General features: G+C 30.2%; 13 protein-coding genes, 2 tRNA genes and 1 pseudogene. 8 read left to right on the top strand and 8 right to left on the bottom strand.

The annotated features are described in order from the left end of the window. The first annotated feature begins 168 nt into the window (after window positions 1-168). Together HY951_02110 and HY951_02105 are read left to right on the top strand one after the other, a co-directional pair. Window positions 169-702, top strand: a complete 534-nt coding sequence (locus HY951_02110; protein ID MBI5538823.1) for a hypothetical protein — start codon at window positions 169-171, stop codon at window positions 700-702. A 140-nt stretch (window positions 703-842) separates the two neighbouring features. Next, a complete protein-coding gene (locus HY951_02105; GenBank protein MBI5538822.1) occupies window positions 843-1046 on the top strand; it encodes a hypothetical protein in 204 nt (67 codons plus the stop codon). 140 nt (window positions 1047-1186) lie between these two features. Here the strand turns inward: HY951_02105 and HY951_02100 are convergent. From HY951_02100 to HY951_02085, 4 genes and pseudogenes are all read right to left on the bottom strand, one after another. Continuing rightward, window positions 1187-1270 (bottom strand) — tRNA-Leu (locus HY951_02100). Between the two features lie 136 nt (window positions 1271-1406). Continuing rightward, window positions 1407-1490 (bottom strand) — tRNA-Leu (locus tag HY951_02095). 15 nt (window positions 1491-1505) lie between these two features. Further along, the gene (locus HY951_02090) at window positions 1506-3671 is read right to left on the bottom strand and encodes a S9 family peptidase (protein MBI5538821.1); all 2166 of its coding nucleotides are present in this window, start codon (window positions 3669-3671) and stop codon (window positions 1506-1508) included. Window positions 3672-3783: 112 nt separating this feature from the next. Beyond that, a pseudogene (locus HY951_02085) lies at window positions 3784-4071 on the bottom strand (RNA-binding protein). 1100 nt (window positions 4072-5171) lie between these two features. Here HY951_02085 and HY951_02080 point away from each other — a divergent pair. Then, on the top strand, window positions 5172-5825 hold the full coding sequence (locus HY951_02080) for a VTT domain-containing protein (protein MBI5538820.1): 654 nt from the start codon (window positions 5172-5174) through the stop codon (window positions 5823-5825). Window position 5826: 1 nt separating this feature from the next. Here the strand turns inward: HY951_02080 and HY951_02075 are convergent, their stop codons facing one another. Beyond that, the gene (locus tag HY951_02075) at window positions 5827-6258 is read right to left on the bottom strand and encodes a (4Fe-4S)-binding protein (GenBank protein ID MBI5538819.1); all 432 of its coding nucleotides are present in this window, start codon (window positions 6256-6258) and stop codon (window positions 5827-5829) included. A gap of 6 nt (window positions 6259-6264) precedes the next feature. Next, window positions 6265-6828 carry a nitroreductase family protein gene (locus HY951_02070; GenBank protein ID MBI5538818.1) on the bottom strand — a complete coding sequence of 188 codons (564 nt, stop codon included), beginning with the start codon at window positions 6826-6828 and terminating at the stop codon, window positions 6265-6267. 151 nt (window positions 6829-6979) lie between these two features. Between HY951_02070 and HY951_02065 the strand changes: the two genes are divergently transcribed. The 5 genes from HY951_02065 to HY951_02045 all read left to right on the top strand — a co-directional run bounded on the left by HY951_02065 (window position 6980) and on the right by HY951_02045 (window position 10297). Beyond that, window positions 6980-7420: a hypothetical protein gene (locus HY951_02065; protein ID MBI5538817.1), complete on the top strand. Its 441-nt coding sequence runs from the start codon at window positions 6980-6982 to the stop codon at window positions 7418-7420. A gap of 14 nt (window positions 7421-7434) precedes the next feature. Continuing rightward, window positions 7435-8307: a YicC family protein gene (locus HY951_02060; protein ID MBI5538816.1), complete on the top strand. Its 873-nt coding sequence runs from the start codon at window positions 7435-7437 to the stop codon at window positions 8305-8307. Further along, a complete protein-coding gene (gene gmk, locus HY951_02055; protein ID MBI5538815.1) occupies window positions 8307-8867 on the top strand; it encodes a guanylate kinase in 561 nt (186 codons plus the stop codon). The genes HY951_02060 and gmk overlap by 1 nt, the downstream gene beginning before the upstream one ends. Window positions 8868-8979: 112 nt before the next feature. Next, complete coding sequence (locus HY951_02050) at window positions 8980-9342, top strand: hypothetical protein (protein MBI5538814.1); 363 nt, start codon at window positions 8980-8982, stop codon at window positions 9340-9342. Then, a complete protein-coding gene (locus tag HY951_02045) occupies window positions 9308-10297 on the top strand; it encodes a hypothetical protein (GenBank protein ID MBI5538813.1) in 990 nt (329 codons plus the stop codon). The genes HY951_02050 and HY951_02045 overlap by 35 nt, the downstream gene beginning before the upstream one ends. A 102-nt stretch (window positions 10298-10399) precedes the next feature. Here HY951_02045 and HY951_02040 read toward each other — a convergent pair whose 3' ends face one another. Both HY951_02040 and HY951_02035 read right to left on the bottom strand, forming a co-directional pair. Beyond that, window positions 10400-11734, bottom strand: a complete 1335-nt coding sequence (locus HY951_02040; protein ID MBI5538812.1) for a saccharopine dehydrogenase NADP-binding domain-containing protein — start codon at window positions 11732-11734, stop codon at window positions 10400-10402. A gap of 80 nt (window positions 11735-11814) precedes the next feature. Further along, entirely contained in the window at window positions 11815-12513 is a 699-nt protein-coding gene (locus tag HY951_02035) for an outer membrane beta-barrel protein (GenBank protein ID MBI5538811.1), read from the bottom strand. Window positions 12514-12573 lie beyond the last annotated feature (60 nt).

The following is a 12573-nucleotide window of genomic DNA, read 5'->3' as shown; positions in this document are numbered from 1 at the left end:
AATTGTTTTTACGGTTGCCTTTTTTAATATATACTACTAAATTAGTGACAATTACTATATTTGCATTTCTACATATTTTAATATGATATTTATTTCAATTAATAACTAAAAAAAATAACATCAAACAGTAAATAGAATAAAAAAGATATATTTGCTAAAACAATTTTTATGCAGCGAATCTTAATCATTATTTATACAATTTTAACAGCAACTATTGCAATTACCAGTACTATTTTAGAAGCTCAGCCTGCTCTGTTCTTTATTAACATTTTTGCTCCGCATGAAGGCGACAGTTATAGCATAAATCTGGTAGTACTGTTAACATGGATTATCTTACTCTCCCCTGTTTTCGTTTTTATAACAGTAAGTAAACTCCTTAGAAAAAAATCAGAAGAAAACATATCAACCGATAGAACAGGAATTTTTGTTACAAGAAAAAAAGCATTTCAAAGTTCAATGGTTGGAATTCCCATTTTTATAAACGATAAAAAAGCGGGCATAATTGATAATGGCAGAACAAAGTTTTTTGATACCCCTTTGGGTATAATAACAATTCAGGCAGGCAAAGGAAAACAAGCATCAGAAAAAATTCAGATGAATATTGCAGAAAGACAACAATTAAAATTTGAGATGAAAATTAAACAAACTGCATTCACTATTAAATTTGTTTTAATACAGATTGAAGAAACAAGTTTTACTTAAATTATGTAGCTTAATAATACACAAAAAATAATTATATTAGCGGTTTAAAACTATTTAGGCAAGTATTAAATAATTTTGATACACAGCTTCAAACTAAGGTCTATGGCTATTATTAAAACAAATTATTAAATTAAATAAAAATGGAAAAGATTGTAAAATTTCCTTGGAATTTTCCTTTATATGGAATGCTTTTAGGATTTATCATGTTAATTGTTATGGTTTTTGTACCAAGCATGACATTACTTGTTACCAGTCTGATAATACTACATGTGTCAGGGTTAATTCTTGCTGCAAAATTTATCCTATGTATAACTGGGTTTTACAGCTCTGTTTTAGGTAAATAGCATCAAATAAAAAGTCCACTCATTTATGAATGACCTTTAGATAGTGCCCAGAACAAGACTCCCCTCCATTTGTCGGGACAGGCTTCTCGTCTTGTCAAAAAAAATAAAAAAAGTCATTCTTTTGAATGACCTTTAAATAGTGCCCAGGACAAGACTCGAACTTGCACACCCATACAGGCGCCAGCCCCTCAAGCTGGTATGTCTACCAATTCCACCACCTGGGCAATTTGCATTGCAAAGATATAAAATAATTTTGAAATAACTTTAGTGCCCGAAACAAGACTTCCCAACCATTTGCTCCCAAATGTCGGGATAAACTTCTCGTCCTGTTAAAAAAAAGATTTATACTTTTTGTAAAAGTGCCCGAAACAGGACTCGAACCTGCACAACCTCACGGATACTAGTACCTGAAACTAGCGCGTCTACCAATTCCGCCATCCGGGCAAAACAAAGGCAAAATTATAAATTAACAGCTATAAAATCTGTCATTCGGGAAAATAAGTGATACCTTGTATTTCTGCCAGTATAAATCCCGTGATTACTATTAGGATAAAATTGTGATTCAAATTGTTTGTTACCTTCAACAAGTTTTGTAACTAACTCCATACTGTTTTGAAAATGCACATTATCATCGGCGGTTCCATGACATAATAAATATTTTCCTTTTATTTTCTTTGTGTGGTTTATCGGTGAATTATCATCATAACCTGTAGCATTATCCTGTGGCAAACCATTATAACGCTCAGTATAAATTGAGTCATAATATCTCCAATTTGTTACAGGAGCGACAGCAATTGCCATTTTAAACACACCTGCACCTTTTTCCAAACAAAGTGTAGAAAGATATCCTCCAAAACTCCAACCCCAAATACCAATCCTTGATCCATCGATATAATTTAATGTTCCAAGATATTTGGCTGCCTCAATCTGATCAATAGTTTCTATATTGCCAAGATTCCGATAAGTTACTTTTTTAAACTCAGCTCCCCTGGCTCCTGTTCCACGGTTATCAACACATGCAACAATATAGCCTTTTGACGCTAAATGCTGATGCCATACCTGATAATAATCCCACTTATCTAATACTTCCTGTGAACCAGGTCCACCATAAACAGTCATTAATACAGGATATTTTTTAGAAGCATCAAAATCAGCAGGTTTAATCATCCATCCATTTAACTCAACACCATCAGATGTTTTAAATTTAAAAAATTCTTTTTTAGAAAAATTACTAATATTAACCTTTTCAAGCAAACCGGCATTGTCTTCAATAACTCTTATTTGCTTACCTTTATTATCATTTAAAGTATAAAAGTTAGGATTAGTTGCGCTTGAAAAATTATTAATAAAATATTTTAAACCAGTACTAAAACTAATATCATTAGTACCATCATGGGTTGTCAAGCGTTTTTTATTTTTGCCATCTGCACCAATAGAATACAAATTACGTTGTAATGGCGAAACTTCAGATGATGTATAATATACTATATTTAACTTTGCATCATAACCTTTAAAAGCATCTACATCCCAGTTTCCATCAGTAACCTGACTTACCAAACTTCCATGCATATCATACATATAGATATGATTATACCCACTTTTATCACTTACGGTAAAAAAATATTTTCCATCATCAGTAAAAACTAGATTATCGGTAATTTCTATATATGATTTATTTTCTTCAGTATAGATAACAGTTGAAATGCCTGTTGAAGCTTCAGCAGCAAATAATTCAAGTTTATTCTGCAATCTGTTCATTCTAATAAAACTTAAAACTCCCGGAGTTTTTGTCCACATTAGTCTTGGAATATACTGATCTATTTCCTGCCCTATATCAACTGGTATTGTTTTTCCTTCGGCAACATTATATACATGTAATGTAACAATGCTGTTTTTTTCGCCTGCTTTTGGATATTTGTATTTGTATTCTGTTGGGTATAAAGTACCATACATAGGCATACTAAATTCTTTCACATCACTTTCATTAAATTTCATAAATGCAAGATCTTTTCCATCAGGCGACCATGAAAATGCGCTTGAGAAGCTAAACTCCTCTTCATATACCCAGTCAGGCACACCATTAATAATAAAGTTAAATTTACCATCATTTGTTACTTGGATTTCGGTATTTTTAACAATATCCATAATAAAAATATTATTGTCCCTCACATAAGCTACTTTATTTCCATCAGGTGAAAGTTGTGCAATTTGTTGCTTACCATTTTCTGACAAAGAAGTAAGTTTCTTATTTGCAATATCCCATACATAATAACTTGCTTTAAAAGAGTGGCGATAAATTTGTTCTTTATCACATGAAAAAAGTATTTTGGTTTCATTTTCGCTAAATGAATAACTTTCTATTTTAACTGGTGTTTTATCTGACTTTGGTAATTGTGATAATGAAAACAAACTACCAATTTCTTTACCTGATTTATAATTATATTTTACAATATTATTATCAGTTAAAAGCAAAGTATAGCTTTCACCATCTTTCATTGATGCAAGGTCATCAAGTCCTGATGCATAAAATTTATAAGTTACCCATACATCTTCTAAAGAGACTTTCTGCCCAAAGCCAGTGTATACAAAAAGTATTAATAATAAAGAACCAATTATTCGTTTCATTATTTTAAAGATTAATTTTATGTAAAGGTTCAAATTTTTTAAAAAATAAAAAAGTCCAGTAAAATATTTTACCGGACTTATCTTTTATAAAAAAAGGTATTGATTCCTTTTCTTATGAATTATAACCACCACGATCCTGACGTTGTGGTCTTTCGCTATTTCTTTCGAAAGCTTTTTTAACTGCTATGTTTTTTCCTTGAACTTCTTTACCTTCAAGTTCTTTGATAGCTGTATTTGCTTCTTCGTCATTTGACATTTCAACAAAACCAAAACCTTTTGAACGACCTGTTTCACGATCAATAATTACGCGAGCTGAGTCAACTGTTCCGAATCCTTCAAAAAGTTGTTTTAATTATTCGTCCTGAACTTTATAGTTCAAATTTGCAACAAAAATGTTCATAAAATAATAAAAATTAATTAATTAGAAAATAAATTAATCGAAAAAATAATCTTTGCAGATTTTTTTACAAAAAAAGTAAAAAAAAACCTATAACTGACTGATTTTTCAATTATGAGGCAAATATATGATAATTTGAATATATATACCAAATATTTATCAAAAAAATTGATAATCAATGAATAAAAAAGCAAAACGGGAACTTTCTTTACGAAAATCCCCGTTTATCAAACAGGAAGTAAACTTCCTAATCGATTCAGATTACTGTTATTGCGGTCAGTTAAAAATGATAAATCTTTTTTAACTCCGGGAACGTTTGCCTCAATAAAGAAACACCGTATTCCCATCACTTGCAAAAGCAGATCATTTATTTGCACGTCGTTACCAACGTTCAACTTGCTGATCCGGCATCGAATGTGACAACCGGTTTAGAGTTGCCTTTTCCTTTGCCTTGGCTGTTAACAATTACCCTGCTCAGTTTTACCCTTGCATTACCCGAAACATTTCGGCATCGTGATCTGGTTACCCAAATTCGCGAATTTTAGTGGTGATTAAACCAACCTATTGCAGATAAATATATGACTTGCGTCTTTTGTATTTATCTTCGCTTCTAAAGCTTTAACTTTATTTGCGATTCGGCTCATTAACTGCGAGCCTTGTTACAATTTTTCAATTGCTTGAAAGAACCCGGAAATGTTTTATTGAACCTTTTACAGAGCAACTCTGCATTTCCCTTACTTTGGCAGGTTAACCTTTTATCGCTCACCTGATGATACAAATATACAATAGTAACAACTCCAAATGCAAGCATTTTATATTGTTTAAATAAACAACTCATTAACATGAGTTATTCACAATTTGTTAGTTTAATATAAAAACCTTTACTATTCTAGATTTAAATAAATAATACTAGAATATAGATTATTATATATTTAACTCAAAAAATCAAGCTAAGATTGAGTTTTATTAGTTATTAACAGAAATTCAGGTTTTTAACAAAATCTTTATTTCTGTATTTTGTTATTAATATAATCTATGCATTTATTGTAATCCTCTTCTTTTTTAAAACAAAACAATATATATCTTTGGCAAAAAAATACATTATGGAACTTTTCAAACATATTTTAGATTTAGATTTTGAATGGCTAATTAATACATACCAAACTTATATTTACTTAATTCTGTTCCTTGTTATTTTTATTGAAACAGGAATCGTAGCAATGCCATTTCTACCAGGAGATTCACTATTGTTTACAGCCGGATTATTTGCAAACCAACTTGATAAAGTTACAGGCGAGCCACTGCTTAATATTGTATACCTTATTGTTTTGCTATTTTTTGCAGCAGTATTAGGCGATAACTCGAATTACTGGATTGGAAAAACTCTTGGACTAAAAGTGATGAAAATAAAATTCAGAGGAAGATTTATTGTAAAGCAGAAATATCTTGATAAAACACATACTTTTTACGAAAAATATGGCACAAAAACAATAATTATGGCCCGATTTGTTCCAATAGTAAGAACCTTTGCTCCATTTGTTGCTGGTATTGCTGAAATGAAATATAGAAGATTCCTTTCATATGATATATTAGGAGGTGCTGTTTGGATTTGCAGTTTGACTTTTGCAGGTTACTTTTTAGGCACTATTCCTTGGGTAAAAAACAATATAGAACTTGTAGCTATAGGCATTGTAATAGTTTCAGTACTACCAATAATAATAACTGTTATAAAAAATAAACTAAAGAAAACAGCTTAGTTTAATGCCTGTGACTACCATCACAAAATGGTAACCTTTTTGATTTCGCGCACCTGCAAAGTGAAACCTTATCAGCACATGAGATTATATTACCATTCTCATCAATTAGTTTAAAATTTCCAGAAATACGAATCTGCCCATTCTTCATTAATGCAATTTCGGTTTCCTTTTCCTTGTCTTTTTCAACAGCTACTTCTGTTTTTTCGACTTTTTTCCATGTTAAGGCTCTTGTGGGACAGAGATCAACAACTCTTTGTATTGCTAACGAAGGAGCCCCATCCATAATAATCCATGGTCTTTTAATACTATTAAAAACATCAGGCAACTCACTTATACAAACCCCGGAATGATCGCATAGCCGTGGTGTCCATGTTACTACAATTTCACCATTTGTATAATCCTTTCCATTTTTATCCATTTTATCAAATGCCATAACAAACTAGTTTAAAGGTGAATATTTTAATATTTCTTCAAAGGATTTTCGAATCCGTTTTTTTTCGTTTTCGACTTTCTGTATTTCAACAGGAAGATCTTCAATTTTTCCTATATATCCTATTGCAATAACAGAAACAGGTTCATGATTTTCAGGCAAGTTTAATAATTCTTTCATTTTATCAAACTTTACCCCTGCCATCTGATGCATAAATAAGTTCATATCAGTTGCCTGATTCATCATATTTCCAATAGCTAAGCCTAAATCATGAAATGCATATTTGTTAACATTATTATTGTGATCATATGTAGTTTTAACTACTGTTAAAATAAGAACAGGAGCAGATCTAGCCCAAAGCTTATTAAAATCTGTAAGACAATCTATTGCTTTATTGTAAAATTCTTCATTTTCGCTTTTAATTGCAATAAAAAAACGCCATGGCTGATTATTAAAAGCAGATGGAGCCCATCTGGCAGCTTCAATTAAAAGTTCAATTTTTTCTTTCTCCACATTCTTTTTATCAAATGAACGTGGGCTATGTCTGTTTGAAATAGTACTTAGAATATTCATTTAAAATAATTATTACCAAAGTTACAAAAAAAAACAATTATTATTTAGAATTAATGTAAATAATTTTAAATTTATGATATCGTCAAATTTCATGTTTAATATTGGTTCATTTTTTAAATTAGTATATCTTTGAATCTGAAAATATTCAAAAATGAAAAACATAATCTACTTTATTGGAATTTTGTTATTTGTATATTCAATTAGTTCAGGATGCAAAAAAACAAAAGACACAATACCTGATCAGCAGCAGATACTTACATACGATACTTCCGGAATGACAGGAAAATTAACTGTATATGTAAAATATTTAAATCCATCTAATCAAGTTGTAAACGCATCTAATACAGACGTATTTTTATATGCTTCACGTGATGATATAACAGCCGATTTAGCTGCTTCAAATAATGATCTTGCCATTTACAGATTATATACCGGAACAGGAAATACCGCATATTTTGGTTATATAAATTATGGGAATTACTATGTCTTGGCTTTTAATAATAATATTGGTGGATTAAGTTATTCAAAAACTTCAATAGTACAGGTAAGACCTCAACAAAACGAAGTTTTAACTATTACAATGATTCATTAAAAACACATAATTTTATGTTAAAATCAATGACCGGCTTTGGGAAAGCAATAAGTGAGAATGCCGGTAAAAAAATCTCAGCTGAAATAAAATCTTTAAATAGCAAACAGGCTGATGTGTACTTAAAAATACCTTCAACCTACCGAGAAAAAGAAACTGAAATCAGAAATGAAATTGTAAAAAAGCTTGAACGCGGAAAAATTGAATTATCGGTTTATCTGGAATCAAAACAAATTGAAAAACCGGTTTCTGTAAATAAGGATGTTTTTGCGAATTATTATAACCAGTTAAAACCGATACAACAAGAACTTTTCCCTGATCAAAATACCGATTGGGCAAGCATCATAACAAGACTTCCAGATGTGCTTTTACAACCAAACAATGAATTGGATGAAAATGAGTGGAGTATTGTGCAGGAAACAATAAACAATGCAATTCATCAATTGATAATATTCAGAAAAACTGAAGGAGAAGTATTAGAAAAAGAACTTTTACAAAGAATTTACAATATTGAAGCACTACATAATCAAGTTGAAAAATTTGAGCCTCAAAGAATCGAAACAGTTAGAAACAGGTTAAATCTAAATTTAAATGAGCTTTTAACTAAAGAAAATTTTGATAAAAACAGGTTTGAACAAGAACTGATATATTATCTTGAAAAAATGGATTTTACTGAAGAAAAAGTTAGACTTAACAACCATTGTAAATATTTTATAGAAACCTGTAAAGAAGAAAATTCAGGAAGAAAACTAGGTTTTATCTGTCAGGAAATCGGACGAGAAATTAATACCCTTGGATCTAAAGCAAATCATTCAGAAATTCAACAAATAGTTATTCAAATGAAAGATGAACTGGAAAAAGTTAAAGAACAATTATTAAACATACTTTAATGGTTGGAAAAGTAATAATATTCTCGGCACCTTCAGGAGCTGGAAAAACGACAGTTGTAAAACATTTATTAAATATTTTTCCTCAACTTGAATTCAGTATTTCGGCTACAAGCCGCAAAATAAGAGGTAATGAAATTCATGGTAAAGATTATTTCTATATTTCTGCAGATGAATTTAGGGATAAAATAAATAATCAAGATTTTATTGAATGGGAAGAAGTTTATGAAAATTGTTATTACGGAACTTTACGTTCAGAAATTCATCGTATATGGACAAAAGGTAATGTAGTTGTTTTTGATGTAGATGTAAAAGGTGGAATGAATCTGAAAAGAGTATTCGGTGATAATGCTTTATCAATATTTATTAGTCCGCCAAGCCTTCAGATTCTTGAAGAAAGGCTAAGAGCAAGGTCAACTGATGACGAAGAATCTATAATTAAAAGAATAAATAAAGCAGGATTGGAAATGAATTTCTCAGGTCATTTTGATAAAACACTTCTAAATAACGACTTGCAAAACACTCTGAAAATTGCAGAAAACTGGATAAAAGAATGGATTTAAAATAGCATTTATTTAGTCTACACTTGCAACCTTTTTGTCAAAAAAACAGACTTAATTGTAAATTCAAGCAAAAAATGTTGTATTTTTGGTTATAAAACATAAAATCGACAATATGAAAAAAATATTTTTTCTTTTAATAATAATTTCAGTTTTTGCAGCTTCTTGCAAAAAAGCATCCAAAGATGATAGTGGAATTCAAACTCCATTGGAATTTGTAAGTCTTTCTTCAAATGATACAACGCTATTAGTTAATGCTTTTATTGATTTAACAGCTGTTGCAAAAGGGGATGAATTAAAGTATGAATGGTCTGATGTTCAGAATGGAACTAGTTTAAGTTGGGGTTCATTTGTTGATTTAGGAAATGGTAATGCAAAATGGACAGTTTGCCATTCTGCAAAATTTATTATTACATGTAAGGTTATTGACAAACATGGAAACAATGCAGAAAAATCAATTAGTGTACATGTTAGATAGATTTATTCTTATATTTTTTTTATTTTTTTCTCTTAATTCAAATATTTATTCACAATGCTGTTCTGCCGGTAGCCCAGTAAGTGCTTCTATTTATGTTGGTATTTTAGAAAAAAATTCATTAAGGATAAATTCATTTTACCGACATAGTCAAAACCTTTATTATTATGAGGGTACTAAAAAATTAACTGAGTATGGAATTTATAAATATACTCGTCTTGATTTTACAAGTTTATCTATAGGATACGGATTAGCCAAAAGAGTTTCAGTTGAATTTGAAACAGGTTATTTTATTGATAAAAAAAGAGAATTAAAAGATTTTGATTATGTTGAATTGGGAAGGGGTATTGGTACTGGAAATATATCGTTTAAGTACTGCCCATATAAAAGTATACCAAAAGAGATTGAAGTTACATTGAGTGGTGGTTTAAAATTTCCTTTCTCAAATGAAAACTCCCACGATATAAACCATCCAAATGTAGAATTATCTAAGGATCTTCAACCATCAACTCATTCATATGGGATATCGGCAAACTTTTTTATCACAAAAAATTTCCCAAAACATAATCGAAGATTATTTACAAACAACCGAATTGAATATAATTTTTTAAATAAAGATTATCAGTATGGTTGGTTATTATCTAACTCATTATTTATTTCTAATCAACTTTTTAAAAGATGTTTTGCCGTTTTGGAAGTTAGAAATGAATTGAGAGGTGTCGATAAAATACTCCAGACAGATAACGTTATGTTAGAACTGAATGACAGAACCGGTGGCCAGATAGTTTTGGTTTCTCCAAGAATAATGTATGCCATTGGAGGAAAATGGAACATTTCAATCTTATATGATATTCCTGTATATAGAAATTATAATGGAAAACAAATGGGTCTAGAAAAAAGCATATCAGTAAGTTTATCTAAAGATTTTAGTTTAAATAAAACTGCTAAACCTCTGTGATATTAATTAACTTAATTGACCAAGTATACTTAACACAAACTAATAAAAAATGAGTCTATCATTCGAATTCCTCAAGATGACTCACTTTTGTTATAATAAATCTTACAAATCCCTTTCCTCGTCAATAAATTTAATACCGTATTTCTCAAGTTCATCTAAAATCGGATTATACAATTCTGGAATTACCGGAACATGAACTCCTGTAACTTTTATCTGACCTTTCAATAACATTTCTGCTGCAATAGCTACAGGCATTCCAACAGTAATAGCCATAGCTGTATCGGTTGAATCTTTTCCTATAACAACAAGTGATGAAGTAATTTCTTTACGTTTGCCATTAAGTTCATATTCAAACTTATGTTGCATCACAATTAAATCTTTGTCTTCGGGAGAAAGTACCCATTTAGGTTCAAGTAAATGCTGTAATACCTGAGCTGGCGTAGCTTCTTTTAATCCTATTAGTTTTTTTTCAAAAATACCTAACCATAACAATTTTTTCATTGTTTCTGATTTTGGATCTACATCCAAAAGCTTGCACAATTTTTCTTCCACAGATAATTTCTCATCGTATTGTAAAAAGAGGTTTATAAAATCACGGTATGTCATTTTATCTACATTCTCTAATTGATAAGTATCATCGGTTGCACCAAGCTGAACAAAAACATCCCATGCCTGGCAATAACCAGGACGACGCATTGTTCCTCTGAAAATAGTAGGAATGTTCTGTAAACCATAAACCTCTCTATAACCTAGCGAATCGCGGTTGGCATAAACATCAAACTCTCCCATATTTAATACACTTGTTCTGTATATTCTACGGAATAACTGAGTATATGGAATATATTTTAAGGTTCCTTTTTCGATATACTTTGCAACTCCCTGCCCTGCAACAACAACATTTCTTGGATTCCATGTAAATTTATAATTCCATGGATTATTATCATATTCGGGTGCAATTAAGCCACCTGTATTTGATGAAAACGCAAGTAATTTACCACCTTCGTTTTTAATTTTATCTATTACTCTCATAGCCGACATATGATCAATACCGGGGTCAACACCTAATTCATTCAGTAATGCTAATCCTTTTGAACGGGCTTCACTGTCTAAATTTTTCATATCATTAGAAACATATGAAGCTGTAACCATATGCTTACCCTGTTTTACACACTCTTTAGCAACAATTGGATGCATAAAAGCAGGAAGAAAAGAAATAACTAAATCTGCTTTTGATATTTCTTCTATTTTTTGATTTTCGTTTTTAATATCGAATAAAATTGCTCTTCCAAGAGGATTTCCGGCAACTTTCTTTTCTGCAATTTCTTTTGAAATATCTCCAACAGTAATGTTCCAGCTATTTTCTTTTGCTTTATTAAGCAAATATTTAATCATAACACCAGCTGAAAAACCAGCACCAAGAATTAAAATATTTTTCATAAGATTTAAATAAAATTATCTTACAAAAGTATAAAAACCTAAAAGCTTAAAGTATGAGAAAAGGCTTAGTTTGAAAAAAATTATAAAATTGTAAATGAAAGGCCGAATGATACAGGAATCACATCGGGACCTTTATTTTTTTCGAAAAGTGAACTTAAAGTATAATTAACAATTCCGTTTATTTTACCATAACCTATTCTAAGAAATATACCATATCTATAAGGGAGAGTATTTGACATATTATATTCTTTAAACTTCACAAACTTTTTAGACGATACTCTAAAATCATCTCCACTATATTTAATATAATTTGAAATCATATAACCGAATTTACCACCTAATGCTACTTTAAAGTTCCTTTTCTTAATATTAGGTTTTGTTCTAAAACGAACCTCGATTGGGATATCTATATAAGCAGCAGTAAATTTATTCTTTATATACTCATAACCACCAGGTATTTGCCTAAAATAAGTTACTCCTAAACTATCATAAGGTAATGCATTATGGTGAACATTTGTTGCTCCAACCCCGCAACCTATAGCTAAACTTAAAGCAGAATTTTTTCCAATTATCGGAGTCATAGTATATACCTCAGTACCAATTGAAACAGGCATAAGTGTAATATCTGACGGGGAATTTAGCCAAGTGTTCGATAAAATATTTATCACAATTTGATCATTTGGCATTTTCAATGAATCAACAGGCGTTTCATCTTGTGCTACAGATACTAAACTAACAAAAAACACCAAAGATATTAATACAAAAATTATCTTTTTCATATTTTTTTTTGATAAAGGTAGATATTTTTTTTTGTTGAAAATAAAATTTATTACTTTTGC

It is taken from the genome of Bacteroidia bacterium (assembly GCA_016218155.1).
Taxonomy (GTDB): Bacteria; Bacteroidota; Bacteroidia; order Bacteroidales; family GWA2-32-17; genus GWA2-32-17.
Note: the sequence above shows the minus strand (reverse complement) of the source record. Positions and strands in the feature narration are given on the sequence as shown.

Excerpts from the sequence above, each read along its gene's own strand:
- HY951_02110 (MBI5538823.1), top strand. The coding sequence starts at position 169 with ATGCAGCGAATCTTAATCATTATTTATACAATTTTAACAGCAACTATT.
- HY951_02105 (MBI5538822.1), top strand. The coding sequence starts at position 843 with ATGGAAAAGATTGTAAAATTTCCTTGGAATTTTCCTTTATATGGAATG.
- HY951_02090 (MBI5538821.1), bottom strand. The coding sequence starts at position 3,671 with ATGAAACGAATAATTGGTTCTTTATTATTAATACTTTTTGTATACACT.
- HY951_02080 (MBI5538820.1), top strand. The coding sequence starts at position 5,172 with ATGGAACTTTTCAAACATATTTTAGATTTAGATTTTGAATGGCTAATT.
- HY951_02075 (MBI5538819.1), bottom strand. The coding sequence starts at position 6,258 with ATGGCATTTGATAAAATGGATAAAAATGGAAAGGATTATACAAATGGT.
- HY951_02070 (MBI5538818.1), bottom strand. The coding sequence starts at position 6,828 with ATGAATATTCTAAGTACTATTTCAAACAGACATAGCCCACGTTCATTT.
- HY951_02065 (MBI5538817.1), top strand. The coding sequence starts at position 6,980 with ATGAAAAACATAATCTACTTTATTGGAATTTTGTTATTTGTATATTCA.
- HY951_02060 (MBI5538816.1), top strand. The coding sequence starts at position 7,435 with ATGTTAAAATCAATGACCGGCTTTGGGAAAGCAATAAGTGAGAATGCC.
- gmk (MBI5538815.1), top strand. The coding sequence starts at position 8,307 with ATGGTTGGAAAAGTAATAATATTCTCGGCACCTTCAGGAGCTGGAAAA.
- HY951_02050 (MBI5538814.1), top strand. The coding sequence starts at position 8,980 with ATGAAAAAAATATTTTTTCTTTTAATAATAATTTCAGTTTTTGCAGCT.
- HY951_02045 (MBI5538813.1), top strand. The coding sequence starts at position 9,308 with ATGCAGAAAAATCAATTAGTGTACATGTTAGATAGATTTATTCTTATA.
- HY951_02040 (MBI5538812.1), bottom strand. The coding sequence starts at position 11,734 with ATGAAAAATATTTTAATTCTTGGTGCTGGTTTTTCAGCTGGTGTTATG.
- HY951_02035 (MBI5538811.1), bottom strand. The coding sequence starts at position 12,513 with ATGAAAAAGATAATTTTTGTATTAATATCTTTGGTGTTTTTTGTTAGT.